This window comes from Microbacterium sp. SL62 (genome assembly GCF_026672635.1).
Classification (GTDB): domain Bacteria; phylum Actinomycetota; class Actinomycetes; order Actinomycetales; family Microbacteriaceae; genus Microbacterium; species Microbacterium testaceum_A.
Genome location: NZ_JAPPRM010000001.1, coordinates 1091213 through 1117650 on the forward strand (window position 1 = coordinate 1091213; position 26438 = coordinate 1117650).

General features: G+C 69.6%; 28 protein-coding genes. 14 read left to right on the forward strand and 14 right to left on the reverse strand.

Annotated features, from left to right (window positions below; all coding sequences use genetic code 11):
* Positions 1-640 precede the first annotated feature (640 nt).
* Positions 641-916, forward strand: coding sequence for a helix-turn-helix domain-containing protein (locus tag OVA26_RS05130; RefSeq protein ID WP_056226374.1), 276 nt, complete (start codon positions 641-643; stop codon positions 914-916).
* A gap of 241 nt (positions 917-1157) precedes the next feature.
* The gene (locus tag OVA26_RS05135) at positions 1158-1361 is read left to right on the forward strand and encodes a hypothetical protein (RefSeq protein WP_268103280.1); all 204 of its coding nucleotides are present in this window, start codon (positions 1158-1160) and stop codon (positions 1359-1361) included.
* Between the two features lie 71 nt (positions 1362-1432).
* Here OVA26_RS05135 and OVA26_RS05140 read toward each other — a convergent pair whose 3' ends face one another.
* The 5 genes from OVA26_RS05140 to OVA26_RS05160 form a co-directional block, all read right to left on the reverse strand.
* On the reverse strand, positions 1433-3436 hold the full coding sequence (locus OVA26_RS05140; RefSeq protein WP_268104874.1) for an ABC1 kinase family protein: 2004 nt from the start codon (positions 3434-3436) through the stop codon (positions 1433-1435).
* A gap of 252 nt (positions 3437-3688) precedes the next feature.
* Positions 3689-4096 carry an MFS transporter permease gene (locus OVA26_RS05145; RefSeq protein WP_268103281.1) on the reverse strand — a complete coding sequence of 136 codons (408 nt, stop codon included), beginning with the start codon at positions 4094-4096 and terminating at the stop codon, positions 3689-3691.
* Between the two features lie 29 nt (positions 4097-4125).
* A complete protein-coding gene (locus OVA26_RS05150; protein WP_268103282.1) occupies positions 4126-4350 on the reverse strand; it encodes a hypothetical protein in 225 nt (74 codons plus the stop codon).
* A 207-nt stretch (positions 4351-4557) separates the two neighbouring features.
* Positions 4558-5883 carry a UDP-glucose dehydrogenase family protein gene (locus tag OVA26_RS05155; protein WP_268103283.1) on the reverse strand — a complete coding sequence of 442 codons (1326 nt, stop codon included), beginning with the start codon at positions 5881-5883 and terminating at the stop codon, positions 4558-4560.
* A gap of 76 nt (positions 5884-5959) precedes the next feature.
* The gene (locus OVA26_RS05160) at positions 5960-7540 is read right to left on the reverse strand and encodes a sugar transferase (protein WP_268103284.1); all 1581 of its coding nucleotides are present in this window, start codon (positions 7538-7540) and stop codon (positions 5960-5962) included.
* A gap of 258 nt (positions 7541-7798) precedes the next feature.
* Here OVA26_RS05160 and OVA26_RS05165 point away from each other — a divergent pair, with 258 nt between their 5' ends.
* Entirely contained in the window at positions 7799-8875 is a 1077-nt protein-coding gene (locus tag OVA26_RS05165; RefSeq protein WP_268103285.1) for a PIG-L family deacetylase, read from the forward strand.
* 20 nt (positions 8876-8895) lie between these two features.
* On the opposite strand, the gene OVA26_RS05170 is transcribed toward OVA26_RS05165, so the two are convergent.
* From OVA26_RS05170 to OVA26_RS05180, 3 genes are all read right to left on the reverse strand, one after another.
* Positions 8896-9117: a three-helix bundle dimerization domain-containing protein gene (locus tag OVA26_RS05170; protein ID WP_268103286.1), complete on the reverse strand. Its 222-nt coding sequence runs from the start codon at positions 9115-9117 to the stop codon at positions 8896-8898.
* A gap of 10 nt (positions 9118-9127) precedes the next feature.
* Positions 9128-9652: a YbhB/YbcL family Raf kinase inhibitor-like protein gene (locus OVA26_RS05175; RefSeq protein WP_268103287.1), complete on the reverse strand. Its 525-nt coding sequence runs from the start codon at positions 9650-9652 to the stop codon at positions 9128-9130.
* 69 nt (positions 9653-9721) lie between these two features.
* A complete protein-coding gene (locus tag OVA26_RS05180; RefSeq protein WP_056226400.1) occupies positions 9722-10003 on the reverse strand; it encodes a hypothetical protein in 282 nt (93 codons plus the stop codon).
* A gap of 251 nt (positions 10004-10254) precedes the next feature.
* Here OVA26_RS05180 and OVA26_RS05185 point away from each other — a divergent pair, with 251 nt between their 5' ends.
* The gene (locus OVA26_RS05185; protein ID WP_268103288.1) at positions 10255-11325 is read left to right on the forward strand and encodes a PIG-L family deacetylase; all 1071 of its coding nucleotides are present in this window, start codon (positions 10255-10257) and stop codon (positions 11323-11325) included.
* 21 nt (positions 11326-11346) lie between these two features.
* Here OVA26_RS05185 and OVA26_RS05190 read toward each other — a convergent pair whose 3' ends face one another.
* The 3 genes from OVA26_RS05190 to OVA26_RS05200 form a co-directional block, all read right to left on the reverse strand.
* Positions 11347-11994, reverse strand: a complete 648-nt coding sequence (locus tag OVA26_RS05190) for a response regulator (protein WP_268103289.1) — start codon at positions 11992-11994, stop codon at positions 11347-11349.
* Positions 11995-12106: 112 nt separating this feature from the next.
* Positions 12107-12526, reverse strand: a complete 420-nt coding sequence (locus OVA26_RS05195; protein ID WP_056226410.1) for an organic hydroperoxide resistance protein — start codon at positions 12524-12526, stop codon at positions 12107-12109.
* Positions 12527-12562: 36 nt separating this feature from the next.
* A complete protein-coding gene (locus tag OVA26_RS05200; protein ID WP_268103290.1) occupies positions 12563-13039 on the reverse strand; it encodes a MarR family winged helix-turn-helix transcriptional regulator in 477 nt (158 codons plus the stop codon).
* Between the two features lie 113 nt (positions 13040-13152).
* Here OVA26_RS05200 and OVA26_RS05205 point away from each other — a divergent pair, with 113 nt between their 5' ends.
* Entirely contained in the window at positions 13153-13290 is a 138-nt protein-coding gene (locus tag OVA26_RS05205; protein ID WP_176786380.1) for a hypothetical protein, read from the forward strand.
* Between the two features lie 51 nt (positions 13291-13341).
* On the opposite strand, the gene OVA26_RS05210 is transcribed toward OVA26_RS05205, so the two are convergent.
* The gene (locus tag OVA26_RS05210) at positions 13342-14646 is read right to left on the reverse strand and encodes a hemolysin family protein (RefSeq protein WP_268103291.1); all 1305 of its coding nucleotides are present in this window, start codon (positions 14644-14646) and stop codon (positions 13342-13344) included.
* A 162-nt stretch (positions 14647-14808) separates the two neighbouring features.
* Positions 14809-15288, reverse strand: coding sequence for a PepSY domain-containing protein (locus tag OVA26_RS05215; protein ID WP_268103292.1), 480 nt, complete (start codon positions 15286-15288; stop codon positions 14809-14811).
* A gap of 141 nt (positions 15289-15429) precedes the next feature.
* On the opposite strand from OVA26_RS05215, the gene OVA26_RS05220 reads away from it, so the two are divergent.
* From OVA26_RS05220 to glmM, 4 genes are all read left to right on the forward strand, one after another.
* Positions 15430-16266, forward strand: coding sequence for an alpha/beta fold hydrolase (locus OVA26_RS05220; protein WP_268103293.1), 837 nt, complete (start codon positions 15430-15432; stop codon positions 16264-16266).
* Positions 16267-16625: 359 nt separating this feature from the next.
* Positions 16626-17087, forward strand: a complete 462-nt coding sequence (gene rplM, locus OVA26_RS05225) for a 50S ribosomal protein L13 (protein ID WP_268103294.1) — start codon at positions 16626-16628, stop codon at positions 17085-17087.
* Between the two features lie 24 nt (positions 17088-17111).
* Complete coding sequence (gene rpsI / locus OVA26_RS05230) at positions 17112-17582, forward strand: 30S ribosomal protein S9 (RefSeq protein ID WP_074696481.1); 471 nt, start codon at positions 17112-17114, stop codon at positions 17580-17582.
* A 14-nt stretch (positions 17583-17596) separates the two neighbouring features.
* Positions 17597-18952 (forward strand): phosphoglucosamine mutase, encoded by a 1356-nt coding sequence (gene glmM / locus OVA26_RS05235; protein WP_268103295.1) that lies wholly within the window; start codon positions 17597-17599, stop codon positions 18950-18952.
* Between the two features lie 62 nt (positions 18953-19014).
* On the opposite strand, the gene OVA26_RS05240 is transcribed toward glmM, so the two are convergent.
* The gene (locus tag OVA26_RS05240; RefSeq protein ID WP_056226429.1) at positions 19015-19944 is read right to left on the reverse strand and encodes a Ppx/GppA phosphatase family protein; all 930 of its coding nucleotides are present in this window, start codon (positions 19942-19944) and stop codon (positions 19015-19017) included.
* A gap of 74 nt (positions 19945-20018) precedes the next feature.
* Here OVA26_RS05240 and coaA point away from each other — a divergent pair, with 74 nt between their 5' ends.
* From coaA to OVA26_RS05260, 5 genes are all read left to right on the forward strand, one after another.
* A complete protein-coding gene (coaA, locus tag OVA26_RS05245) occupies positions 20019-20972 on the forward strand; it encodes a type I pantothenate kinase (RefSeq protein WP_056226432.1) in 954 nt (317 codons plus the stop codon).
* Between the two features lie 412 nt (positions 20973-21384).
* Positions 21385-24588, forward strand: coding sequence for a choice-of-anchor G family protein (locus OVA26_RS05250; RefSeq protein WP_268103296.1), 3204 nt, complete (start codon positions 21385-21387; stop codon positions 24586-24588).
* Between the two features lie 2 nt (positions 24589-24590).
* Positions 24591-25007: a DUF5819 family protein gene (locus OVA26_RS17350; protein WP_326493353.1), complete on the forward strand. Its 417-nt coding sequence runs from the start codon at positions 24591-24593 to the stop codon at positions 25005-25007.
* Between the two features lie 27 nt (positions 25008-25034).
* Positions 25035-25400, forward strand: a complete 366-nt coding sequence (locus OVA26_RS17355; protein ID WP_326493354.1) for a hypothetical protein — start codon at positions 25035-25037, stop codon at positions 25398-25400.
* Positions 25397-26434, forward strand: coding sequence for an HTTM domain-containing protein (locus OVA26_RS05260; RefSeq protein WP_268103297.1), 1038 nt, complete (start codon positions 25397-25399; stop codon positions 26432-26434). The genes OVA26_RS17355 and OVA26_RS05260 overlap by 4 nt, the downstream gene beginning before the upstream one ends.
* Positions 26435-26438 lie beyond the last annotated feature (4 nt).

The window sequence follows — 26438 nt, forward strand, 5'->3', positions numbered from 1 at the left end:
GAGCGAAAGGACTGCCGCCCCTCTGAGGTGGGGCTGCGGTCGACGCGGTGAACTCCCACCCCGTCGAGAAGATCCTGCGGGTTTTGCGCACGATGGTCGGACGAATCTCGCAGGTTTCATCCCCCGCGTCATCCCCGATTCACCCCCTCCGCATCACCCTCTCGGGCCGGTACGTCCTTCACCTGGTCGCTCGCCGTTCTCGCGTCAAGAGCGGCGTCGCCTCGCCGTGCTCGGAAGAGGGGGCGTTGGGTGACCCGTCGTCGGCCGTCCGGGTGATGCTGCGGGTGAAATATTCGCCGTCTCTCGTGATCCGCGTCCGATGCGCGGTGGCTTCCCGGCGCTCTGATCAGGGGAGTGGGCGGGCGCGGGGGCGTGGTGCCGCCCCGGCGCCGGCGCCCCATAGGCTGGTGCGCCGCGCGGGGGCGGGTACGCGGGAATGACCGGCTCGGGCTCCATTCCGGGGGCTTCGCTCTCTGCGCGGGGGAGGGGCGGTCGGGTGACGCCACGAAGACTGCCTGGCGCGTTCCACCTCCGGCCGCCCGTCCTTCGCCCGCCTCGATCCCCACCGTGGGGGTCGCGCCCGGCGGCCGGGCATGTATGCATGTTCATGTGAGCGTTGACTTCCGATCAAGCTGGTCTCATGAACGACGCGCCCGACCCCTGGACAGAGTTCGCCCGCGAGTTGGGCGTGCGCATGCTCCGCGCCCGCGCCGAGAAACAGATGTCTCAGGAGCAGGTCGCCCACGAAGCGGGGCTCGCGACCTTCACCTATCGGAAGCTCGAGAAGGGGGAGTCCAATCCCGGGACCGCCGCGAACCCGCGCCTGCGCACCTTGGTGGCCCTGTCGGATGTCCTCGGGATCGCTTTGCCCGACCTGATCCCCACCCCGCCGAAGGGGCTCCCGCCCGGACGGTGACGGCGGTGTCGGAGGTTCGCGATGTAATGCGTTCGTGCCCACCAGTGTTCGGTTCGCCGCCCGCGGTGACCCCGACGGAAAGGTGTCATGCATGACTCGGCAGTCTCGCGCCAAACGGACCTCCGGTGCCCGAAGGTGTGCCTTCCGCTGGTGCGTCACAGAGCACGGCTCGACCGCTCATCCCGACGACGAAGATCACCGCAGCGCAGGCGTCGGAGTCAGCGCGAGGGTGCGAGACGCGGTGGGGCTCGGCCCCGGCCTCCTCGCGGAGGTGGAGATCGGTCTGCTGCGACGGACCACCGATGCCGAGACATGGGTGATCGTGGAGACCGGGATCGGGGCGTCCGTTTCCCTCCCGGTCAGCGCGGTCCGCGAACTCGCGATCGGCCTCCGGGAGGAGGGTGAACTCGTCGCCCTCCTCGCTGCCGAACCCGAGACCCACTGATCTCCCGCGCAGGAAGGACTGCGCGCCGATGACGGAGGTGCCGACGGGACCGTTCGTCGGTCCGCGACGAGTCAGCCGCGGCGTCCGAACGTCTTTCGCACGATGCGGAGGAGACCGAGGAAGCCGAACAGGCCGACGACGGCACCCAGGACGGCGAACAGGGTGATGGACCCGTCGAGAACGGGCCCGCCCCCCGCGATCACCAGGACGACGGCGATCACGACGGCGGCGATCGAAACCAGCGTGCTGGCGATCTCGCCCGTCGCCCGGCCGAGGATGCCGCTGACGTCCTCCCCATCGGAGCTGCGCAACGTGATCCCGATGGACCCCTTCTCGACACCCGTGAGCAGGGCGTCGAGGCGACGGGGGATCTGTTCGAGGCGAGCGAAGGCAATGACCGTTTGCGCCTGGAGGTCGGTGGCCATGCGCTTGACCGACACCGTCCGACGAAGGAGGCTCGGCATGAGCGGGAGCGCTCGACCGACCATGTCGAAGTCATCGACGATGACGCGCAGGCACCCTTCGAGAGTGGCGAAGCTCCGGAAGGCCGAGGCGAGTTCGCCGGGCAGAGCGATGTGGTGCTGGCGGATCACGTCGACCATTCGCGTGAAGATCGATCCGTGCCCGCTGGTGCGCAGGTGCTCGGTGGTGAGGACCACTCCCACGTCGTGTCGGAAGGCGTCGAGGTCGGCGTCGTCGGGGGCGTCGACGATGAGGAGCAGGGCGTCCGTCGCCGCGACATCGTTCTCGCTGAGGGCGGCGAGGAGGAAAGCCGTCATGTGCTGACGTCGACTGCGCTCGATGACGCCGACGGCGCCGAAGTCGATGAGCCCCAGGGTCCCGTCGCTCTTCAGCAGCACGTTGCCGGGATGAAGGTCCGCGTGGAAGACCCCGTACACGAGGATCTGCTCGAGGACGGTCGCCATCAATGTCTCGGCGAGGCGATCGCGCTGCGACGGATCGAGGTCGGCGATCAGCGGCGCCGCGTCGCTCAAGGCCGTTCCGTCGACGAGGCCCATCGTGAGCACGCGTTGGCCGGACGCGTCGGAGAAGATGCGCGGAACGCTCACGAGCCCGCGGCGTCCGGGTTCGGCGCGATCGATCAATTCGAAGGTCGAGCCGATCATCTGCGTGTTGCGGGCCTCGATGCGGTAATCGAGTTCTTCGAGGAGGGTGGTGGTGAAGCCGCGGGCGACCGATTCGATGCGGAGATCGCGTCCGACGCGTGTGCGCGCCTCGGCCCGGTGCGCGAGGCGGCCGATGATGTCGGCATCCGCCTCCACCTGCGCCCGCGCGGCGGGCCGCTGGACCTTGATGACGACGTGGGTGCCGTCGAGCAGCCGCGCGCGGTGTACCTGGGCGACGGAGGCGGCGGCGAGGGGGACCGGATCGACCTCGGCGTAGACCGCATCGATCGGCTGGCCGAGGTCGCTCTCGATGACCGCGCGCACTGTTTCCCAGGGAAGCGTCGTCGCGCTCGTCTGCAGGGAGGCGAGGGCGCTCAGATACGGCTCGGGGACGAGGTCGCGACGGGTCGAGAGCACCTGGCCGAGCTTGACGAAACTCACCCCGGCATCGTTGATCGTCGCCACGATGGCTCGCGCCCGTTCCTCCGAGGTGCTCAGTTGCTCCTCGACGCGCGCGCGGCCGCCGTGGAAGAGCCACCCGACCCCGTGCCGAGAGGCGATCGCGAGGATCTCCAGGTACCGCCGGGTCCGTTTGCGCTGGCGAAGCGCTGCCCGCACGACGTCGATCGGATTCGGGAGGGGGCGCGTCGGGAAGATCGCCTCGCTCGCCACGAGGGCGGCGACGCCGAGGGCGAAGACCCATGCCAGCGAGAGCGCGATCAGGCCCGCCCAGATCCAGCCGTCCTCCGCGGGAATGGATGCCGAGGAATCGGGGAACCCGGTCTGTCGCAGCGTCCATCCGGCCGAGGGTACTCCCAGGAGGAAGACCAGCAGACCGACGACGATACTGCGCGGCCAGCCCACCGCGGTGCCGAGGACTCGACGCGCGACGAACCCGACGAGGAGCGCCGAGACGACGGCGGTGATCGAGATGAGGAGACTGGCCATCACGTGGTCAGCGTAGCCGGGCGAGGCTCACGCGATCCGGGCGAGCCCGCAATGGTGGCAGGCCCACCAGGCTGCAGAGCCTCGCTGGATGGGTTCGGTCACGCCCCCGCAGGACGCGCAGGCGGGGGCGAAGCCCGCGATCTCGTCGTCGCCGTCATCCTGAAGCACGGATCGGTCGCCGGGAGCCGAGATGCGCATGAGGCATTTTGACATGCGCATGTGCGGGTAACCGTGTTATCCACAGGCCGCTGCTCAGAAGATCCCCGACACCTGGTCCCACAGGATCGCGACGACTGGTCCGATCTCGCCGACGCGCTGGGCCGACCCGAGCACGACGGCGACGAGCGGGAAGGCCGTCACGGCCAGCGCCACGAGAACGCCTATGACCGCCAGCGTCCATGCGGCGGGTGCCCGGCGCCGTGTGATCGCGAGGGCGAGAAGCCCCGCGATCACGACGGCACCGACGACGGTGACCGCGAGGACGCTGAGGGCGGGGAAGGGCACGATACCGACTGTGCTCGCCGTCGCCCCGCCGAGAAAGCCGACGAGTGGTAGGTACAGCGCCAGCGCGATGATCGCGACCGCGCCAGCCCCCACTGCTCCCGCGATGACGCTGCGCCGCGATTGCAGCAGGGTCCCGCTCGAGGAGGAACGAAACATGGAGAGCCTCCGTTCGAGGGTCGGGTGCATCACTTCCGGAGGTCGTGAAACGTCTTCTTCGCGCGCTTCTCCGCGGCGGCGGCAGCCTTCTTCGCCGCCTTGTGGCGACGCTTGCGGGCGCGCGGGTCGTCCCACAGCCGGACGATCTGGTGGCCGACGGACTCCCGGTTCTTCACCTGGACGCGCGGGGTCCGGGTGCCGACCGCATAGGCGATCAGGGCGACGGCGCCGATCACGATGAGCTTGTTGCGCATGGCATCCTCCTTGTCGTCGAGGATCTCGATGCACTCCGCAGGGAGGGGCCCTCGGCGCGAGATCCGTCACCGAGGAGACGTGGCGAGCGGCTGATTCGTCACGCGCCGTGGAGGAAAGGTCGACAGCGCCGACGTCTGTCATCGCGCGCGCGGGGCGCGACGCCCTCCGGAGCAGACGCGTTCACGATCAGGCGGACCGTGTCCGGGTCAGGGGCGCCCCATGCCGTGATAGGTCCAGCCGGCTGCGCGCCACGCCGCCGGATCGAGGCAGTTGCGTCCGTCGATCACGACGCGACCCCGCGCGAGCGAGGCGGCGTGCTCAGGGCTCAACTCGCGTCGGTACTCGTCCCACTCCGTCACGACGATGACCGCGTCCGCGTCGCGGAGGGTGGCGTCCAGGTCGGTGTCGTAGGTGAGCTGCGGGTGCACCCGTCGCGCGTTCTCGATCGCCGCGGGATCGGTCAGGGTGACCTGGGCCCCCAAACCGTGCAGTCGAACGGCCACATCGAGCGCGGGAGAGTCGCGGATGTCGTCGCTGTGCGGCTTGAAGGCCGCTCCCAGCACGGCGATCTTCTTCTCGAAGACGGATCCGTCCAGCGCGCTCACGGCGAGCTCGACGGCGCGGTCGCGGCGGCGGAGGTTGATGGCATCCACTTCTCGGAGGAAGGCGACGGACTCGCCGCGGCCCAGTTCTTCGGCCCGCGCGGAGAAGGCTCGAATGTCCTTCGGGAGGCACCCTCCGCCGAATCCGATGCCGGCTCCGAGGAAGCGGCGTCCGATGCGCACGTCATGGCCGATCGCGTCGGCGAGCGTGGTCACGTCGGCCCCCGTCACCTCCGCGATCTCGGCCATCGCATTGATGAAGCTGATCTTGGTGGCGAGGAAGGCGTTCGCCGCGACCTTGACCAGCTCGGCCGTGGCGTAGTCGGTCACGACGAACGGCGTTCCCTTCGTGATCGAGGGGTGGTAAACCTCGCGCAGGATCTGTGCGGTGCGCTCACCCTCCGCCGTCGGGGAGCCGTCAGCCGAGGGAACGCCGGCGACGAGTCGATCGGGGTCGATGGTGTCCTGCACCGCCCAGCCCTCGCGCAGGAACTCCGGGTTCCAGACGAGCACCGCGCCGCGCTCGGACACCCGGGGTGCCAGACGGGCGGCGGTGCCGACGGGGACGGTCGACTTGCCCGCGACGACATCGCCGGGAGCGAGGAAGGGAAGAAGCGTGTCGATCGCCGCATCGACGTAGGTCAGATCCGCAGCGTGGCCGCCCGCCTGCTGGGGTGTGCCGACGCCGATGAAGTGCACCGCGGCACCTCGAGCCGCCGACATGTCCGTCGTGAACGAGAGGCGTCCCGAGGCGATCCCCTCGGTGAGAATCTGCTGCAGGCCGGGCTCGAAGAACGGTGCCTCTCCCCGCGAGAGAGTCGCGACCTTGCGCTCGTCGACGTCGATGCCCACCACGTCGTGGCCGATGGAGGCCATCGCCGCCGCGTGAACAGCTCCCAAGTATCCGCAACCCACGACAGACAGACGCACGATCACAGCCTTTCAGATATCCGCGGCGAGAACCGACGGCGACGGTCCGAAGACCGGAACGGGGTAGTGGCGATCGTCACGCCGCCGTCTCACCGGGAGCGAGGGCCGCGCGGGCGGTCTTGCCGAGGATGACGAAGTCGCCCAGAAGGGTCCAGTTCTCCACGTACGACAGGTCGAGTCGTACGGACTCCTCCCAGGAGAGGGAGGACCGCCCGCTGACCTGCCAGAGACCCGTGATGCCGGGTTTGGCGAGGAATCGCCGGTGCACGTGGTCGGCGTAGACGGCCACCTCCGAGGGAAGCGGAGGGCGCGGTCCGACCAGCGACATCGAGCCCCCCACCACGTTGAAGAGCTGGGGGAGCTCGTCGAGGCTGAACTTGCGCATCACCCGACCGATGGGGGTGACGCGCGGGTCGTTCTTCATCTTGAACAGCACTTCGTTCCCGGAATCCCGCTGCTGCGCGATCAGCTGCGCGCGCAACTCCTCGGCGTTGACCACCATCGAACGGAACTTGAACATGGTGAACTCGCGGCCGCGGAAGCCGACGCGAGTCTGGCGGAACAGGACCGGCCCCTCGCTCGACAGTCGCACGGCGACGGCCAGGAACAGCAGCAGGGGGCTGAGCAACACCACCCCGAGGCTCGCCGCGGCGAGGTCGACGGATCTCTTCAGGAAGCTCTGTCCCCTCGAGAACTTCGGGGTCTCGACGTGGATGAGGGGGAGGCCGGCGACGGGCCTGGTGTGCAGTCGTGGCCCGGCTATGTCGACGATGCTCGGGGCGAGCACGAGGTGCTGGCGACCCGCTTCCAGGCTCCACGAGATCTCTTTGACCTTCTCCGCGGGCAGCTCGTCGGCACTGGTGATGGCGACCGTGTCGGCGCCGGTCGCGGCCAGGGCCCGCGACACGTCGCCGACGTGACCCATGATCGGAATCTCGGTGCCCGGGATGGTGTCGGCCGTCTTGGCGTGGGGCACGCAGGCGCCGACGACGCGGTAGCCGGCGCTGGGCGTTCGGGCGAATTCGCGCGCGAGCTGCGTCACCGAGGGGAGCGAACCGACGAGGAGGACGTGCGCGGAGTACCGACCGCGGGACCGCTGCACGACGAGCCACTGCCTCCACATCCACCGCGTGAAGCAGAGGACCAGGATGCCGGACGGCAGGCTGACCAGCAGGTAACCGCGGGCCACGTCGATCTGGGTGAGGAAGGCGATGATCGCCACGGCGCCGAACAGGCGGAAGCTGGCGTCGGCGATGCGCACGTACTCGGCGGAGCCGGTGCCGATGACCCGGTCGCTGCGGGACTCGACGAAGGCGAGCGCCCACATCCAGGTCACGATGAGGATGGCGGAGAAGGCCCAATAGGAGAGATCGCTGATGCGGCTGTCGCTGCCCGCGGCGAGTTGCGCATTCCCGAGCCCGAACCAGAGCAGCTGGGTGCCGTAGACGACCCAGACCAGCGCGGCGAAGTCGGTGAGGACCAGATTGCGCCGGTACCGACCGCGCCAGCGGTCTTTCACGTGCGACGGGGGAGGTGCCGTCACCGGTGTCACTCCGGCGGAGGCCTCGGTCGGTACGGTCCGGGATGCCGGGGCGGTGGCACCGACCGGATCCGCATCTGCGGAGGACGCGCCGGGGCGCAGGTCGGACATCGCCATGTCTCTTCCTCCCCCCATCCCACGCGTGCGTGGGAGCCCTCCCGCGAACAGTAACAGGCGAAATTCACCCGTCAAGTCACCCTGCATCTCTTGTCATACGTAGGAAACCTGAACGATAGGCGTGTGCAATTCACCTGGCGAATGAAGTGTTGGTCCGGTATGGACGTTCCTCTACACTCGGGCGCGGATCAGCCGAACTCGGCTGTCTCGAGATCGTGCCGCACGGTGGGGTCGTCACACCCCGTCCGAAAGGTTCCGATGCCACGCGCCTCGTCGTCGATTTCTCGCCCCCGTCGGGTGCAGGCCGGGCTCGTCGTCGCGATCGCGATCGCCGCCGTGGTGGTCTTGGCGGTCGGCGGCGTCTTCGCCTTCGCACTGTTCCGTCCGGAGCCCGCGTCGACGCCGACGCCGACCCCGTCCGCGGCGGCAACGACGGCCACGCCGTCCGCGTCGGCCTCACCGACCGCGACGATCCCGCCGCCGCCCCCGCCCGTCCCGTCGTCGCCCGCCGCGCAGGGATGCGAGGGGGCGTCGACCCTGATGACCATCTGGGCGCACCCCGACGACGACATCATCTTCGCCAACCCGACCATCTCGGACGCCATCGCCGCCGGTCGGTGCGTGCGGACGGTGTTCGTGACCGCGGGCGACGCCGGTAAGGGCCTGGACTACGTGGCGGCGCGGGAGCTCGGCATCCTGCGCGCGTACAACGCCATGCGCGGCAAGGACGGCGAGTGGGATGCCGCCGAGATCACGCTCGGCACGGGAATGCAGGTCCGGCGGCTCGTTCCGAAGGACGATCCGCGCCTGTCGGTTCTGTATCTCCGCCTCCCGGACGGGAACCTCACCGGCGAGGGATTCGACGCGACGGCGCACGCGACCTTGAGCAAGCTCTACGACGGAGCCGCGGGGACCCTCGCGCCCGTCGACGGGGGACCGGCCGTGACCCGCGATCAGCTCATCGCGTCCGTCCGGGAGCTGGTGTCGGCATTCCACCCGGAAGGGACGCTCACCCATATCCCGCGTGGCAGCGCCTTCGCCCCCGGGGACCACCCGGATCACTCGGCGGTGGGAACGCTGATCCGCGACTCACTGACCTCCGACGCGGCGGTGGGGCCCGGCATCCGGTACTTCGTGGGGTACCCCTCCGAGAACCTGCCGGCGAATCTCGAGGGCGCGGTGCTCGACACCAAGGTCGACACCTACCGCATCTACACGCAGCAGGATCAGGTGGTCCGGTGCGCCGATCGCAGCGCGTGCCTGAAGACCCGGAAGTTCGGGCAGTGGCTGCAACGGTCCTATCCGAAGGCCGAAGCCGACCTGCAGATGGGGTGAATCGGTCCCGGTGCCCGAACTCAGGAGTCGGCGGCGAGCGATTCCTCGACGGCCGCGCGGGCCTCACGCTCGGCGATGATGTCGACGAAGTCCTTGACGGGAGCTTCGGCGTACTTGTCCACCGCGATGACGGCCTCTTCGTGAACCACCTCCGGCTCGGCGTCGGGGAAGCGCGCCTGGACGCGCTCCTCGACTCCGGCGACCGTCTCGTCCTTGTCGAAACCTTCGCTGCGCTTCGTCATGGCCGGATCCTCAGTGCTGGTAGGTGCCGTGCAGGATCGCCCGCCCCAGCGTCTTGAACGCCAGATTGAACGAGACGACGGCCGGGGAGGCATCCGAGTCGACGCCGAGCGTCTCCTCGCCCACGGCGTGCACGACGAAGAAGTACCGGTGGGGCTGGTCGCCCTGCGGGGGAGCCGCCCCGAGGAACCCCTTCTCGCCGCCGTCGTTGCGAACGTGGAAGGCCGCGCCCGGGAGCTCTCCGGAAGCGGCGCCCGAGGCCATTTCGCGGACATCCGCCGGAACGTCGACCAGGACCCAGTGCCAGAAGCCGCTCGGGGTCGGCGCGTCGGGGTCGAAGCCCGTGATCACGAACGACTTGGTGCCCTCCGGGACCTCTGACCACGCCAGGTGCGGGGAGGTGTTGCCCTTGTCGGCGACCTGGTCGTCCTTCAGGGGCTGACCGTCGGCGATGTCGTCGCTGGTCACCGCGAAGGACGGCGCGAACGGAAGGAGCGGGTACGGATCGGGGGTCTGCGGGCGGGACAGATCGGCCATGCAGGCACGCTAGAACCGCCCGGTGGCCGGGGAGCAGGGCTTGCATCCCGGCCCGACGCCGGATAGCGCTCAGCCGTGCAGGCGGAGAAGAGAGTGCGCGGTCTCGCGGCACCCCTCGGGAGCGGGAAGGCCGTAGTCGTTCTCGACGACCGTCCGCAGCTCCGCGGCCAGTTCATCGACCGAGGGCCTCGTGTCGAGTGCCTCGAGGATCGGCAGGATCAGGTCGTCGTACTCGTCATCGGGCCAGCCCTGACCGATGTGGTGGACCCCGATGGGATCCCACTCGTTGAGGACGGCGCGGATGCGCAGGGCTACGGGCGACAATGACCGCGGCGGTGTGGACGTCTGCATAGGGCGAGTGTCGTCACCCTCTCTAGGTGCGCGCTGAGGATCGTCGATGCGTCCGGTGCGCGGCGTTCTCATCGCGCCGCCCGTGTGGGAGCGTGATCCGCCGATCGGTTTCACCCCACCCCGCCGGGTGGCGGGGCTGTGGGGTTTCGGATCCGCAAACCGGCACCGTCGCGATAGCGTCGGAACGCGCCCGAGGGCGAGGGGGAACCCGCAATCCGTCGCCGGGGGGCGAAGTACAGGACGGAGTCGCCGTGAGTGACATCGACGAGCCTTCGGGCGCCGATCAGGCACCCGTCGACCCCGCGGCACCGCGTCGTTCCGGGATCTCCCGCAGAGCCCTCGTGTTCGGCGGCATCGCCGTGGGCGGCCTCGCCGCGCTCGGCGGCGGCGCGCTCGTCTACCGCGAGATCCGTCGCTCAGCGCCGCCGGAGGGGACCTGGGTGAAACTCAGTCCCATCGTCCCGGTGCCCGAAGCCTCACCGCGGCCCGTGTCGCCGGCCTTCGAGGAGCCGGGAAGCGACACCACGGTGGCGGTCTGGGCGCACGCCGACGATGACATCATCTTCGCCAACCCGCACCTCGCCGGAATCATCGGCTCCGGTGCGACCCTGCGCACGATCTTCGTCACCGCCGGTGACGCCGGCCGCGGCCTCGATTACGCGAAGCAGCGCGAGGCCGGCATCCGGGCCGCGTACGACGAGATGCGCGGCAGCACGCAGCCGTGGAACACCGCCCAACTGACCCTCCGGAGCGGTGCACGCGTCACCCGATTCGTGCCGTCCGATGACCCGCGCCTGTCGATCACGGTGCTGCGCCTCCCCGACGGCAACCTCAGCGGAAAGGGGTTCGCGACCACGGGCGAAGCGGGACTCACCCAGCTCATCAACGGCACGGTCCCCGCGCTCGCCCCGATCGACGACGGGCCGACGCTCGACGCGAGCAGACTGGCCGAGACGGTCGCCGAGCTCATCCACGCGGGTCGCCCCGACCACATCACGACCAATATCCCGCACGAGAGCGCCTTCGCGCGCGGCGACCACCCCGACCACTCGTGCGTCGGCTCGCTCGTCCGCGCCGTCGCCCCCGTGTCGGGGATCGCCCCGGAAGCGGTCACGTACTACATCGGGTATCCCTCGCTGCACGAGCCGGTCAACGTCGAGGGCGACGCTCTCGATGCAAAGGTCGACGTGTACGCCACCTACGCCGCCCAGGACCCGGTGGTCACGTGCGACGGCGCCGCCGCCTGCCTCGCGCAGCCGGGGTTCGGGCAGTGGCTGCGTCGTTCGTACGGAAAGACCGAGGCCGAGCTGCGTCTCACCTGACGCCTCGCGGTTCGAGGCGGGTCAGCGTCGCGAAGCGGGAGAGCCCGCGCGCTCCGCGATGAGCGCGGCCTCGACCCGGGACGAGACCGACAACTTGCTCAGGATCGAGCTGACGTGGTCTTTGACCGTGGCGGAGCTCAAGTGCAGCCGGCGCCCGATCTCGGCATTGGAGTCTCCGGTGGGGAGGCACTCGAGCACGTCGCGCTCGCGCTCCGTCAGGAGAGCGACGCGGCGCGCGGCGTCGAGGTCGGGGCCGCCCGAGAACCCGTCGACGAGGGCCCGAGAGACCTCCGGAGAGAGCACGACGCCGCCGGCCGCGAGCGAGCGGACCATCGCGGCGAGGTGTTCCGGGTCGGTGTCCTTGACGAGGAAACCCGTCGCGCCCTCTCGCAGGGCTCTCGCGATCGACTCGTCCGCTGCGAACGTCGTGAGGATGCCGACCACGGGCGGATCGTCATCGCCTCGCACCTCGGCGAGGATCTCGAGGCCGGTGAGTCCCGGCATCCGGATGTCGAGGAGCACGACATCGGGGCGGAGCGCCCGGATCGCGTCGAGCGCGTCGGGGCCGTCGACGGCCGCGACGACCTCGATGTCGTCGGCGGCGTTGAGGATGAAGGCGAAGCCGGAGCGGACGAGGGCCTCATCGTCGACGACAACAACCCGGATCACGCCAGTCACTGTACGCCGATACGACGAAGCCGCCCCGCGGGATACGGGGCGGCAGGCCGGGACGAGGCACGATACGTGGGGCTCAGCGCCTCGCCCCGGGGTCGGGGAGAGGTCAGTCCTCGGAGACGGTGACGGTGACCTCGATGTTGCCGCGCGTCGCGTTCGAGTACGGGCAGACCTGGTGCGCCTCGTCGGCGAGCTGCTGAGCGAGCTCGGACTCGATGCCGGGCAGGACGACCTCGAGCAGGACGGCGAGCTGGTAGCCGCCCTGGCCATTGGGGCCGATGTGGACGCGGCCACCCACGGACGAGTCCGCGATGGCGACCTTACGGGCGCGGGCCACGGAGTGCAGCGCGCTGTGGAAGCAGGCGGCGTATCCCGCGGCGAAGAGCTGCTCGGGGTTGGTGCCGGCGCCGGAGCCGCCGAGCTCCTTGGGGGGAGCGACATCGAGGTCGAGGTAGGTGCCGGCGGTCACGTGGCCGAGGCGGCCCTGGCCTGTGGAGACGGCTTCGGCGGTGTAGAGAACGTCCATGGTGTTCCTTTCTGGGGACGGATGGGGGTGCGGCCGTCAGGCCGGGTGTCGCGCCGCGTCGGCGTCACGCACCTCGTCGGGGTGGTCTCGCAGGCCTTTCATGGCCTCGGTGAGCTGGTGCAGAGCGTCGATGAGCTCTCGGGCGCTGTCGGCGTCGGTGATCCCCGACCCCGCGGCGATGCACCGGGGGACGTGGGCGAGTTCGGTGCGCAACTCGGTGCCGCGGTCGGTGAGCGTGACGGACACCACGCGCTCGTCATCGGCGCGACGCGATCGGGTCAGATAGCCGGCGCTTTCCATGCGGGCGAGCATGGGGGAGAGAGTCCCGGAATCGAGCTGCAGGGCCTCGCCGAGACTGCCGACCGTCTGATCGCCGTCGTTCCAGAGCGTCACGAGGGCGATGTACTGCGGGTACGTGAGGTTCCACGGTTCGAGCAGTGCCCGATACGCCTGCGTGGTCGTTCGATTGGCGGCGTAGAGCGCGAAGCACACGAGCTGGTCGACGGCGGGCATGCGAAAACTATTGCACACAACTTAATTGTGCACAACTGAATTGTGAGGATCAGCCCCACGTCGACGATGTCAAGCCCTGACATCGAGCCCCGTCGCGACGGAGCATGGGTCCCATGATCAGCCGCAGCGACGCGAGCGCATCCGCGCCCCCGGGGTTCCTCCCCGACGGGGACCGGGATCTGTTCGCCATCAACGGGCACCACTTCGACCTGGGCGGGCCGATCGCCCCGGTCGCCGGCGACCTCGCCTGACCATCACCCGTGCGGGCCGACGAGCTCGCGTCCTCGGCCCGCCCCGGGCGATCAGTCGGCGGTCGAGTCGTCGCGTTCCTCCGCAGGCTCGTCGACGGGATGCCGGGTCACCAGCAGCTCGGCCACCCGGCGACGATCCACCGCGCTCACCTTCAGTGTCGCGCCCTCGACCTCGACGACATCGCCGACGCGGGCCAGGCGGCCGAGCCGCTCGACCACGAAGCCGGCCACGGTGTCGGACGCCCCGCGCGGGAGGGGGACCCCCGTCGCCTCCTCGAAGTCCTGCAGGTTCAAACGCCCCTCGACGGTGCCGTGCTCTCCCTCGGACAGCAGCTGTTCGGCATCCGTGTCGTACTCGTCGAAGATCTCTCCCACGACCTCTTCGACGAGGTCTTCGAGGGTGACGATGCCGTCCGTCCCCCCGTACTCGTCGACGACCACCGCGATGTGGCTCCCGTCCGCGCGCATGGACGTGAGCGTCGGGAGGACGCGGGCGGTGGAGGGGATGTACCGGATCTCGCGCATGACGGCGCTGAGCGCGCGTTCGGGATCGTCGGTCAGGTCGCGGACGTGCACGAAACCCACGACGTCGTCGATCGTCTGCTCCGCGACCGGGTAGCGCGAGAAGGGGAGGTCCCGGACCTGCTCGTAGGCCTCGGCGACCGTGCCGCCGGCGTCGAGGGTCACCACTTCGGGGCGGGGCCGCATGACCTCGCTCACGTGGCGATCACGGAGCGAGAGCACGTCGTCGAGGATGCGCCGCTCGTCGGCGGGGAGTCCTTCGTGACTGGAGACGATGTCGCGGAGCTCTTCTTCGGTGAGTTCCTCGCCGGTCTTGTTCGGGTCGCCCCCGAGGAGGCGCACGAGCACGTTCGTCGAGATCGACAGCAGCCAGATGACGGGGCGCATGAGCGTGGCGAAGCCGTTGAGGACCGGCGCGACCGCGTACGCGAACGCCGCGTTGCGCTGGATGGCGAGCCGCTTGGGGACCAGTTCGCCGAGAACCAGAGACAGGTACGCGATGACCAGGGTGAGGGCGATGGTCGCGACCGTGGCGGCGACCCCCTGCTCGAGACCGAGACCGGTGAACAACGGCGTGACCGAGGGGGCGATGGAAGAGGCCCCGTACGCCGCCGAGGCGAATCCGGCGACCGTCACGCCGATCTGCACGGCGGAGAGGAAGGTGTTGGGATTGCGCGCCAGATCGGCGACCTTCTGGCCGCGGCGACCGCGGGCCGCGAGGGCGTTCACCTGGCTCTCGCGCAAGGTGACGAGCGCCATCTCGGTGGCCGCGAACACCCCGCCGATCAGGACGAAGACGACGACCAGCACGATATTGAGGACGAGATCGTTCATCGGCGCACCGCCCCGGCCGGTGAGAGAGCGTCGCCCGGGGTCACCCGGGCGCGTGGACTGTGGCCGTCGGCATGGGGGGCGTGGTTCATGCGCCGAGTGTAATGAGCGCCGCGCTCGCCACCGGGAGAGCCCGGCGGGCTTGCGTCGATGCGAGGATTCTGCTCAGCCCACGCTGCCGTCGGCCGCGGAAACGCGCACCGTGACGCCGCCCGCGAGGTCGACGCTCCAGCGAGCGGTGGTGTCGTCCCGCTCGAGTTCGGCATCCTCGACGGAGCCGCCCGTGCCCTGGGCCGCGGCGATGCGGACGGCGTCGGCGAGGGTGGTGCTCGCCGCATCGAGCGCCGCGCGATCCGCGGCGTCGAGGGCCCCACTGTCCGAGGAGGAACGCACCGAACCTCCGTCGGCGCTCACGCGCACCTCGACCTCGCGATCGCCGGATGCCACGTGCACCTCCCACGCTCCGTCATCCGCCTCGAGCTGGAAGGCTCGTCCGCCCGCGGTCGACTCGGCGGTCGTGATCGCGCGAACGGCTTCGCGATCGTTCGCGGCGGCACTCCCGGAGGTGTCGGAACCGCAGGCGGTCGCCACCAGGGCGACCGCGGCGAGCAACAGGGCGGCGGTAGGAATGCGACTCGGGGCCATGGGGGAAGGCTAGTCAGCGCTCGAGCGCCCTCCGAGGTGTTGCGCGTCGACCGTGACGTGTGCTCAGCGCCGACTTATCAAGCGGGGCACGAGTCGTCAACAGGTGCCGCACGTTCAGGCGGGACTCGAATCATGACGTCCATGAGCGAGATCACTGCACACCACGGACTTCTGACCGACATCGACCTCCACGTCGACGACACCGGCGGCACCGGCCGCCCCGTCGTCCTGATCCACGGCTGGCCCCTCTCCGGCGAGTCGTGGGCGCACCAGGTCCCGGCCCTCGAGGGCGCCGGATATCGGGTCGTGACCTACGACCGGCGCGGATTCGGCCGCAGCGACAAGCCGCGCACCGGGTACGACTACGACACGTTCAGCAACGACCTCGAGGCGGTGCTGGAGGCTCTCGACCTGCGCGATGTCACCCTGGTCGGGTTCTCGATGGGGGGCGGCGAGGTCGCCCGTTACCTGACGCGTCACGGCTCCGACCGCGTGCACAGCGTTGTCTTCGCCGCGGCCGTTCCGCCCTACCTGGCCCAGACCGACGACAACCCGGAGGGGCCGCTCGACGACGCGACCGCCGACGGGATGAAGCAGGGTCTGAAGGGTGACGAGAAGGCCTTCTACCACCAGTTCACGACCGACTTCTTCTCGGTCGACGGCGAGCTCATGGTTTCGGAGGCCGACCGCGCAGAGGCCGAGCGCCTGGCGAACCAGGCCGACCACCACGCCGCGCTGAAGGCGATGGAGGCGTTCGCGACCACCGACTTCCGCGACGACCTGCCGAACGTGACGGTGCCCACCCTGGTCATCCACGGCGACAGCGACGCGACGGTCCCTTTCGAGGGCTCGGGTAAGCGGACCCACGAGGCGATCGCCGGGAGCGAGCTCCACGTCGTCGCGGGCGCTCCGCACGGAGTGAACGTCAGCCACGTCGACGAGTTCAACCGCGTGCTTCTCGACTTCCTGAAGCGCTGAAACCCGCCTCCGCTCACGCCCTCACCTCTCGCCCGCACTCGCGGAGGGCATGGGCGGATGCCATGATGCCCCGCGCCTCATCGGTGACGGGGCATCACGGCGTTCGGGCGAGAAGTTCGAGCAAGCGGGTGAGGCGCTGGGTGACGCTCCGCCCCCCGGGGGTGGACCGGGCGCGATCGGTTCTGTTTGGTCATGGCATCCGGATGACGTAGTCTTGATCTTTGGTGCCTGCCTCTCTGCGAGCGGGTCACCCGAACGTGAGCCCTCCACCGGCCCTGTTCCATCGCCCTCAAGCGGTGAACGGACCACCGGAGCGGGATTCACGAACTCCTCCGTTCGATCAAGAAAGCAGCACTACTGTGACGCGCACTTTCACCCCCAAGGCCGCTGAGGTCACGCGCGAGTGGGTCGTTATCGACGCCACCGACGTCGTTCTCGGCCGTCTGGCCTCGCACGCGGCGGCCTCGCACGCGGCGGTCCTCCTCCGCGGCAAGCACAAGGCGACCTTCGCCAACCACATCGACTCCGGCGACTTCGTCATCGTGATCAACGCCGAAAAGGTGGCGCTCACGGGTCAGAAGCTCACCCAGAAGAAGGCGTACCGCCACTCGGGCTTCCCGGGCGGCCTCAAGTCCGTCACCTACGACGAACTCCTCGAGAAGAACCCCGTCCGCGCGGTCGAGAAGGCCATCCGCGGCATGCTGCCCAAGAACAGCCTCGGCGCGGCGCAGCTCAAGAAGCTCAAGGTGTACCGCGGCGCCGAGCACCCCCACGGTGCCCAGCAGCCCACGGCATACACCTTCGACCAGGTCGCCCAGTAAGCGCCGCCGGATAAGGACGAAACAGTGTCGAACATCGACTCCAGCAACTACAGCACCGAGACGCCGGCCGAGCAGTCGGCCGTCGCCACCGAGCGCCCCGTGCTCTCGGTTCCCGGCGCAGCCGTGGGCCGTCGCAAGCAGGCCATCGCCCGCGTGCGTCTCGTCCCCGGTTCGGGCACGATCACGGTCAACGGCCGCACGATCGAGGACTACTTCCCGAACAAGCTGCACCAGCAGCTGATCAACGACCCGTTCACGGTGCTCGAGCTCGCGGGCTCGTACGACGTGATCGCGCGCATCTCCGGTGGCGGCCCCTCGGGTCAGGCCGGCGCGCTGCGCCTGGGCATCGCCCGCGCGCTCAACGAGATCGACGCCGAGAACAACCGCCCGACCCTCAAGAAGGCCGGCTTCCTCTCGCGCGACGCTCGCGTCAAAGAGCGCAAGAAGGCCGGTCTCAAGAAGGCCCGCAAGGCGCCTCAGTACTCCAAGCGCTGAGTTCGAACCTCCGTATGCCTCTCTTTGGCACGGACGGGGTGCGGGGGCTGGCCAACGGCCTCCTCACCGCCGAACTTGCGCTGCACCTGGCCCAGGCGACTGCTGTCGTCCTGGGCCAGGGCCGTTCTGCGGAGGCGCGAAAGGCCGAGGGTCGTCGACTCACGGCCGTCGTCGCGCGCGACCCGCGCGTCTCGGGAGAGTTCCTCTCGGCCGCGGTCGCCGCAGGACTGGCCTCCTCGGGGGTCGACGTCCTCGACGCCGGCGTCATCCCCACCCCGGCGACCGCCTTCTTGATCGCCGATCACGACGCCGACTTCGGTGTGATGGTCTCGGCCTCCCACAACCCGGCGCCTGACAACGGCATCAAGATCTTCGCCCGTGGCGGGACGAAGCTCCCCGACATCGTCGAGCAGCGCATCGAGCGCGCCCTCGAGGGGGAGCGGCTGCAGCCGACCGGCGCGGGCGTCGGACGCATCCGCCGCTTCGCCGACGCGGAAGACCGCTACGTGCTGCACCTCCTCGGGTCGCTGCCGCACCGTCTCGACGGCATCCACGTCGTCCTCGACTGCGCGCACGGCGCCGCGGCCGGGGTCTCTCCCGAGACCTTCAAGGACGCGGGCGCCCAGGTCACCGTGATCGGGGCCGAGCCCGACGGCCTGAACATCAACGACGGCGTGGGCTCCACGCACCTCAACGTGCTCGCTGAAGCCGTCGTCCGTCTGGGAGCCGACGTCGGCATCGCCCACGACGGCGACGCCGACCGCTGCCTCGCCGTGGACGCGCAGGGCAACATCGTCGACGGCGACCAGATCATGGCGATCCTCGCGGTCGCGATGAAGCAGCGCGGTGCGCTCGTCGACGACACGCTCGTCGCGACGGTGATGAGCAACCTCGGCCTGCACCGCGCCATGGAAGACCATGGCATCCGGGTCCTGCAGACCGGGGTCGGCGACCGCTACGTGCTCGAGGCCATGAACGAGGGCGGCTACTCCCTCGGCGGCGAGCAGTCGGGGCACGTCATCATGAGCGAGTTCGCGACCACCGGCGACGGGCTGTTGACCGGCCTCCACCTGGTGGCCGAGATGGCCCGCCAGGGCAAGACCCTCGCGGAACTCGCCTCGATCATGACCGTCTACCCGCAGGTGCTCGTCAACGTGCGCGGCGTCGACCGCGACGGGGTGAGCGACGAGGGCGTCCAGGAGGCGGTGGCCGTCTCGACCGCCGAACTCGGTGATTCGGGCCGCGTGCTGCTGCGCGCGTCCGGCACCGAGCCGCTCGTTCGCGTGATGGTCGAAGCGGCCGACGAACACACCGCACGGGCGCACGCCGACCGGCTCGCCGACGTCGTCCGGGAACGTCTGGCGCTGTAGGTCCCGTTCCCTTCGACAGGCTCAGGGTCCTCCGTTCATCGGAGCCCTGGGCCTTCGTCGTCTCAGTACTCGAGCGATTCGATGTAGCGCAACAGGACGCCCTCACGCAGGGCCCAGGGCGACACCTCGAGCTCCTCGACGTCGAGGGCTTTCATCGCGCGCTCGACGACGATCGCCGCGGCCACGATCTGGAAGGTGCGGTCGGCGGTGATGCCCGGCAGGGCTTCGCGCGCATCGGCGGGGATGCGGGCCAGGCGCGGAATCCAGTCCTTCAGCTCCCTGCGCGGGAGCACCATGCGATCGATCCCCGACCAGCCCGGCACGGGGTAGCCCGCCAACTTCGCGAGGGATCGGATCGCCTTCGACGACCCCACCACGTGATCGGGGCGGGGGAGTGCCGCAAATCGCTCGGCGACAGGAGCGAGGACGGAGGCCGCATGCTGGCGAAGCGCATCGATCTCGTCGTCGCTCGGAGGATCGTGGGGCAGGAACTGCACGGTGGACCGCCCCGCTCCCAGCGGGACCGATTCGGCGAGGTCGGGGAGTTCGTCCGCGCCACCGGCGATCTCGAGGGATCCCCCGCCGATGTCGAACAGAAGGATCTGTCCCGCCGACCACCCGAACCAGCGCCGGACCGCGAGGTAGGTGAACCGTGCCTCGGTCTCGCCGCCGAGCACCTGGAGTGGTTGTCCGAGCGCCTCCTCGATGAGAGCGATCACCTCGTCACCGTTGGTCGCCTCCCGGACCGCGGAGGTCGCGGTGGCGAGCAACTCGTCGACCCCCTCGGCGCGAGCGCGATCGCGCGCGGCGGTCACGGCATCCACCAGTCCCTGCACACCCTCCGCCGAAATCGATCCGTCCGGCAGCAGATAACGCATGAGGCGGAGCACGGAACGGTGCGAGGTGGTGGCAGTGGGGCGCCCTCCCGCTCGGGCGTTCGCGACGAGCAGGTGGACGGTGTTCGAACCGATGTCGAGGACTCCCAGGCGCACGGTCCGAGCGTAGTGGGCGCGGTGCGCACGGCTCCGACCGCGGGGGAGGGCGACGCCCCGGGTAGCATGAGCGGGTGTCCGCAGCCGAGACCACCGCTCCCGCACCGTCGCTGAGCCCCTACCGTCAGATCGACCGCGACGACTGGGCTCGCATGGCCGGCGGGCTGACACAGCCGCTGACCGAGAACGAGATCGTCCAGTTGCGCGGGATCGGCGACCGGCTGGATCCGCGCGAAGTCGCCGAGGTCTACCTCCCCCTCAGCCGGCTGTTGAGCCTCTACGCCCGCGCCACGCGCCGCCTCGGCGCCGACACGAGCAGCTTCCTCGGCGAACCGGACGCCACGACCCCCTTCGTCATCGGGGTCGCGGGATCCGTGGCCGTCGGGAAGTCGACGATCGCGCGACTGCTGCGCGAGCTGATGAGCCGCTGGCCCGACACCCCTCGCGTCGAGCTGGTCACCACCGATGGCTTCCTCTACCCGAACGCGGAGCTCGAACGCCGCGGCCTCATGGACCGCAAGGGATTCCCCGAGTCGTATGACCGGCGGGCGCTCGTCGAGTTCCTCAGCGAGGTGAAGTCCGGTGCCGAGGAGGCGCGCGCGCCCTTCTACTCGCACGTGCGATACGACATCATGCCGGACGCGCACGTGACCGTGCATCGGCCGGACGTGGTCATCGTCGAGGGCCTGAACGTGCTCCAGCCGCCGCCGTCTCCGAACGAGGTCGCGGTGAGCGACCTCTTCGACTTCTCGATCTACGTCGACGCGGACGCCGCGCACATCGAGCGGTGGTACGTGGACCGGTTCCTCGCGCTCCGAGACAACGCCTTCACCAACCCGACGTCGTTCTTCCGCGTCTTCGCCGACATCAGCGATGAAGAGGCCGTCGAGCGAGCGCTCGGATACTGGCGCGAGATCAACCTCCCGAACCTCGAAGAGAACGTGCTTCCGACGCGACACCGCGCGAAGCTCGTGCTGCAGAAGGGTGCGGATCACACCGTCGAGACGGTCCTGCTCCGCAAGCTCTGAGGTGCCCGCCGCGGTGCGGGCACGGTAGTGAGTCGGTATACCGAGGTCCACCGGTATCGGCGTCGATCGCGGGGTGCTTCCGCCCGGCCGCTTGTCGATCCGGGCGATTCGCAGGCGCCGTCGCATGCCCGTTGACCTCGGTACTACGGGGAGCGCGGACCCGTACCGATCCCCGTAGCCCAGCGTGTTCTCAGGGTTCTCCGAGCCCCCTTGGATGTCCCATACGGCTGTCGAAAGGCCGCAGAGGGCGCTGCACACGCGCGTCCCGAGCACCACGTACAGGAGTGTTTCTATGGATCGCGCGAATCAGGGGACGTCCGGCGCATCGCCCGGACGGACCGCCACACGGAGTCGGAGTGCGCTGTGGACGCGCTCCCGGATCGGACGGGCATCGGTCAAGACGGCCGCGGCGGTGGGGGCCGCCTCTCTCAGCCTGTTCGGCGGCGTCACCGCCGCGAACGCCGCCCCCGGTGACCTGTCGAACGCCTCGGGCACGTTCGTGGGCGGGTCGATCCTCAGCCTCGTCGATCTCGACGACCTGGCGCAGATTCAGGGCGCGGTCGCCACCAACGCCGGGTCCGTCCCGACGGTGACCGACCAGAACACACTCGACCTCACGGCCCTCGGCGTGATCAACGTCACCGTGCCCGGCGGCATCCAGGTTCCCATCGACTTCGGATCGCTCGGCGTCGTCGGCCAGTACGCGAGCGCGGATCCCGATGGCTCGTCGGTCGGGGCCTCGGGCGCCGTGGGCGACGGCGGGGTCATCGGCACCGGCGGCCCGGCGACCGGCCCGCTGAGCATCAGTCTGGGCGGCGCGGTCGATTCCCTCGCGGGATCCCTGGCCGCCGAGCTCGTCGACGAGATCGCCGCCGTGGACCTGACCCTGGGCGCCGTGTCGGCGAGGGCGTCGCAGGACGCTCCCGACGACGCGACGAGCAGCTACACGATCGCGGGCGGTCAGCTCATCGTCGAAAGCGCGACGCTGTCGACGTTGACCGCGGAGCTGAACACCGCGGTGGCCGGCCTCCAGAACTCGCTCGACGGGGTGGGCGGTCTGGACAACCCCGCTGTGGGCAGCGCCCTCGGACTCCTCGGCGTGCAGGCGAACCTGGAGGTGGGCACGACCAGCCTGACCGACGCGATCAGCGGTCTCTTGACCGGCCAGATCACCTCGGACGACTACCCCGGCGTGGTGATCGACCTGGGGACGGGCGAGATCACGGTCGACCTCGACGAGATCGCCGGTCTCAACGGCCTCCCCGCGGGGACGGAACTGCTCGGATCGCAGACACTGCCTTACATCCAGGCCGCCGTCGTCGACGCCGTCAGCGGCCTCACCGACCGGGTCGACACGGCCGTCCTGAACGCCGTGCGCGGTCTCTCGGTCCTCGGCGGGGTCGTCATCCCGCCGACCCTGATCACCCCGCAGATCCCGGTCCTCAGCGTGAACACCACCATCGGGCAGCTGCTCGACGGGAACACCTCCGGGATCCAGGTGCTGGGCGGAATCACCCTTCCGGTCGGCCTCGGTGTCGTGGCGGGCGCGATCCTCGCTCCGGTGCAAACCGTGATCGGGAACGTCGGCGCTGCGGTCGACACGATCGTCACCCCGGTGACGACGCTGCTCTCGCCCGCGCTGGGCGCCGTGCTGCCCGCCGTCGCGAGCGCGACCGTCAACAACCAGTCGACGAGCGCCGAGGGTGTCTTTTCGATCACCGGGGCCATCGTGACGGTCCTGCCGGGTTCGGCGGCCACGACGATCGAACTGGCGAACGCCACCGTCGGACCGAACGCGCTCGATGAGAACGCCGACGTGACGATCACCGCTCCCGAGAGCGGCGACGAGTTCGTCGTTCCCGGGGCCGACGACGTCTCGGACGTGACCGTCTCCGGAACCGGCGAGCCCGAGGCCGTGATCACGGTCTCGATCCCCGGTCAGGAGGATCAGGACGCCACGGTCACCCCCGAGGGCACCTGGACGGTCACGTTCCCCGACCTCCCGGTCGGCGACTACACGGCCACCGCGACGCAGGATGCCGACGGCACCACCGCGACCGTCGACTTCTCGGTCATCGAGGCCCCGGACGTGGTCATCACCGCTCCGACCCCCGACCAGATCATCGTCGTCCCCGGGGCCGACGACACCTCGGACGTGATCGTCACCGGAACCGGCTTCGCGGGCTCGGATGTCGAGGTCGAGGTCGGCGGCACCACCCAAACGGTCACCGTGACCGCGAAGGGAACCTGGACGGCGACGTTCCCGGGCCTGCCCATCGGCGACTACACCGTGACCGCGACGCAGGAGTTCGACGGATCGACCGACACGGTCGACTTCTCGATCGCCGAGACGCCCGATGTCGTGATCGAGGAGCCCGCTGACGGAACCGAGATCGCGGTCGGCACTGCGGAGGGCGTCACCGCGGTGACCGTTTCGGGAACCGCTTCGCCGGGAGCGACCGTCACGGTCGAACTCGACAACGGCGACATCGAGACGACGACCGCGGCCCCGGACGGTACCTGGAACGTGGTCTTCGACGCTCTGCCGATCGCCGACTACACGGCGACGGCGACTCAGGATGCCGACGACTCGGTCGACACCGTCGCGTTCAGCGTCGTGCTCGCCGAGGCCGTCGACATCACGGCACCCATCGCCGGCACGGAGTACGAGGTCGGAGAGGCGGATGCCACGCGCTCGGTGACCGTGACCGGTTCCGGCCAGGCCGGCGCCGAGATCGCCGTCTCGATCCCGACCCTCGGCGCGCAGACGACGACCGTCTCGGGCCTCGGTCTGTGGTCGGTCTCGTTCGCGGAGGTTCCCGTGGGTGACTTCACGGTGACCGCGATCCAGGACATCGACGGCTCGGTCGACACGACGTCGTTCTCGGTGACCGCGGCCGACGCCGACGCGGACGCGGACGCGGACGCGATGGATGCTGACGCGGCGGACGCTGACGCGATGGATGCTGACGCTGTGGACGCTGACGCTGTGGACGCTGACGCCGTGGACGCCGATGCGACCGACGCCGACGCGACCGACACCGACGCGATGGATGCTGACGCGACGGACACCGACGCAATCGATGCAGACGCCGTGGATGCTGACGCCGCGGACGCCGACGCGACGGACGCTGACGCGACGGACGCCGACGCGACCGAAGGCGACGTCACCACGCAGGCGCGTGCCGACGTGCTGCTCCCGCAGATCGTGCGCGGCACCGGGGTCAGCCAGACCGTGGTCGTCCAGGGCTTCCAGCCCGGTGAGACGGTCTCGGCGACGGTGAATTCCACTCCGTTCGAGCTCACTCCGGTGACTGCGGACGGCTCGGGTACGGCGCGCATGACCTTCGCGGTCGGCGCCGACTTCGAACTCGGCGCTCACCGGGTCGACGTGCGCGGTTCGGTCACGGGTGAACTCCCGACCGAGCGGGAGAACACCGCCTTCACCGTGACGGCGCAGCCCGCCGTCGCGGGCAACGGCGGGGGCTCCTCGCTCCCGGCCACCGGTCTGGGCCTCAACGGTCCTCTCGCCGGCGGCTTGGCTGCGGCACTGATCCTCGCTGGTGCGGCTGTGTGGACCCTGCGTCGACGGAGGGCCAGCGGAGAGCAGCGCTGACGATGACCACCACGGCGGAGGAGGCCCCCGAAGCGGGGGTGTCGAAGGGGCCTTCCTTCGCCCGGCGGTCGGGTGGGGTCATGGCGGCGGTCGCCGCCGCCATGACCCTCGCCATCGTCCTCGGCTACGCCTTCGTGGCGGTGTCGTTCACCATTCCCTCGAGCCCGACGCGTGCCGCCGTGTCGGCCGCCTTCGCCCCGTACTTCCAGCAACGGTGGAACGTGTTCGCCCCGAACATCATGAAGGTGAACCGCTCGCTCCAGATCCAAGTGCAATGGCGGGAGGACGGCGAGCTCCAGCGCAGCGAATGGGTCGACGTCACCGACGCGGAGTTCTCCGCGGCGCGCGGCATCCCGACTCCGTCGCGGATCTCGAAGAACAGCTTCAACGTCGCTCAGACCTACCTGACGCGGTACTAAGCGCTCAGCGCCGATCAGAGGGATCGCGTGCGCGACACCTTCATCCGCCGCGTCAACGACGGCGCCTTCGCGCCGATGGACCCGTCGGCGTTGCTCGAGGAGCTCGACGATCTCGGGGGCAGCCGCGCCGCTCTGGTGAGCTACCTGCGGTACGACTACATGCTCGTGCGCTTCTCGTCCGCCTTCGGCAGTGCGTACTCCGACCACGACGTAGAGCGCGTCCGGTGGCGAATCGAGCACGATCGGCCGAACGACTTCCTCCACCGTTTCGACACGGAGCGCCAAACGGAACCCTCGTACACGACGTTCGGGTGGCGGCAACCTGCGGTCGCGCCGTCGGATGAGGTGCAGGCCATCTACGACGAGGTCATCGAGAGGTACACGGGACGATGAGCCGATCGGCATCCGTCGACGACGAGAAGACCATCGCGACGACCGGTCGGCGGGACCGCGTCGCGCCCTCGACGCTGTGGCCGCGCCTGCAGCTCTGGCTGACCGGGCGGAAGCATTCGACGATCGGCTTCTCCGTCCTCCGCGTGCTCTTCGGCGTCGCGATGCTGATCGTCCTGGTTCCGAGCTACGCCGACCGCCACTACCTCTGGGGCGCCGGGGCCTGGTGGGTCGACCCCGAAGCCAACCGGCGAGGGTGGTGGGAACCGCTGAGGATGCTCTTCCCGAAAGACAACGCGGTGGTCTTCGACCTCTCGTTCCACGTGCTGCTGGCCCTCGCCGTCCTGTTCGTCGTGGGGTTCCAGACGCGGTGGGTGACCCCGGTCCTCCTCGTGTTCTGGGTGGGGCTCTCGACCAACAGCACGCTGCTCGGCAACGGCGGAGACACGCTCATGCGGATCGTGCTCTTCTTCGTCATCTTCGCCGACCTGAGCCGGCACTTCTCGGTGGATGCGTGGATGCGCCCGCGTCGCGGCATCCGGCCCTCCCGGCTTTCCGGACGGATGCCGACCTGGGTGCCGCCGTGGCTGGCGATCTGGGCCCACAACACGGTGCTCATCCTCTGCGTGTTCCAGATCCTGCTCGTCTACGTCGTCTCGAGCGTGCTGAAGTTCCAGGGGGAGGAATGGCTGGACGGGACGGCGATCTACTACGCGCTGAGCATCGAGCAGTTCCACGTCCTGCCCGCCCTCAGCCAGCTCGCCTGGCAGTCGGCGCCCGTCGTGGCGCTCGCGACCTGGACCGCGCTCTGGGTGCAGATGCTGTTCCCCCTGCTCATCCTGTGGAAGCCGACGCGCTACGCGGCGGTGTTCGTCATCACCGGAATGCACCTGAGCATCGCGATCCTGCTGGGGCTGTGGCCGTTCTCGCTCGCGATGCTCGCCCTCGACCTGCTCCTCGTCCGCGACGGGTCGTGGACCAGGCTGGGTTCGCGCCTCGGTTCGGTGCGGAGGGGTTTGCTCAGCCCCGCCACGTAGACTC

Coding starts and splice junctions, on each gene's coding strand:
- OVA26_RS05130 (WP_056226374.1), top strand. CDS start 641: ATGAACGACGCGCCCGACCCCTGGACAGAGTTCGCCCGCGAGTTGGGC.
- OVA26_RS05140 (WP_268104874.1), bottom strand. CDS start 3,436: ATGGCCAGTCTCCTCATCTCGATCACCGCCGTCGTCTCGGCGCTCCTC.
- OVA26_RS05145 (WP_268103281.1), bottom strand. CDS start 4,096: ATGTTTCGTTCCTCCTCGAGCGGGACCCTGCTGCAATCGCGGCGCAGC.
- OVA26_RS05150 (WP_268103282.1), bottom strand. CDS start 4,350: ATGCGCAACAAGCTCATCGTGATCGGCGCCGTCGCCCTGATCGCCTAT.
- OVA26_RS05160 (WP_268103284.1), bottom strand. CDS start 7,540: ATGGCGATGTCCGACCTGCGCCCCGGCGCGTCCTCCGCAGATGCGGAT.
- OVA26_RS05165 (WP_268103285.1), top strand. CDS start 7,799: ATGCCACGCGCCTCGTCGTCGATTTCTCGCCCCCGTCGGGTGCAGGCC.
- OVA26_RS05170 (WP_268103286.1), bottom strand. CDS start 9,117: ATGACGAAGCGCAGCGAAGGTTTCGACAAGGACGAGACGGTCGCCGGA.
- OVA26_RS05175 (WP_268103287.1), bottom strand. CDS start 9,652: ATGGCCGATCTGTCCCGCCCGCAGACCCCCGATCCGTACCCGCTCCTT.
- OVA26_RS05180 (WP_056226400.1), bottom strand. CDS start 10,003: ATGCAGACGTCCACACCGCCGCGGTCATTGTCGCCCGTAGCCCTGCGC.
- OVA26_RS05195 (WP_056226410.1), bottom strand. CDS start 12,526: ATGGACGTTCTCTACACCGCCGAAGCCGTCTCCACAGGCCAGGGCCGC.
- OVA26_RS05200 (WP_268103290.1), bottom strand. CDS start 13,039: ATGCCCGCCGTCGACCAGCTCGTGTGCTTCGCGCTCTACGCCGCCAAT.
- OVA26_RS05205 (WP_176786380.1), top strand. CDS start 13,153: ATGATCAGCCGCAGCGACGCGAGCGCATCCGCGCCCCCGGGGTTCCTC.
- OVA26_RS05210 (WP_268103291.1), bottom strand. CDS start 14,646: ATGAACGATCTCGTCCTCAATATCGTGCTGGTCGTCGTCTTCGTCCTG.
- OVA26_RS05215 (WP_268103292.1), bottom strand. CDS start 15,288: ATGGCCCCGAGTCGCATTCCTACCGCCGCCCTGTTGCTCGCCGCGGTC.
- OVA26_RS05220 (WP_268103293.1), top strand. CDS start 15,430: ATGAGCGAGATCACTGCACACCACGGACTTCTGACCGACATCGACCTC.
- glmM (WP_268103295.1), top strand. CDS start 17,597: ATGCCTCTCTTTGGCACGGACGGGGTGCGGGGGCTGGCCAACGGCCTC.
- OVA26_RS17350 (WP_326493353.1), top strand. CDS start 24,591: ATGACCACCACGGCGGAGGAGGCCCCCGAAGCGGGGGTGTCGAAGGGG.
- OVA26_RS05260 (WP_268103297.1), top strand. CDS start 25,397: ATGAGCCGATCGGCATCCGTCGACGACGAGAAGACCATCGCGACGACC.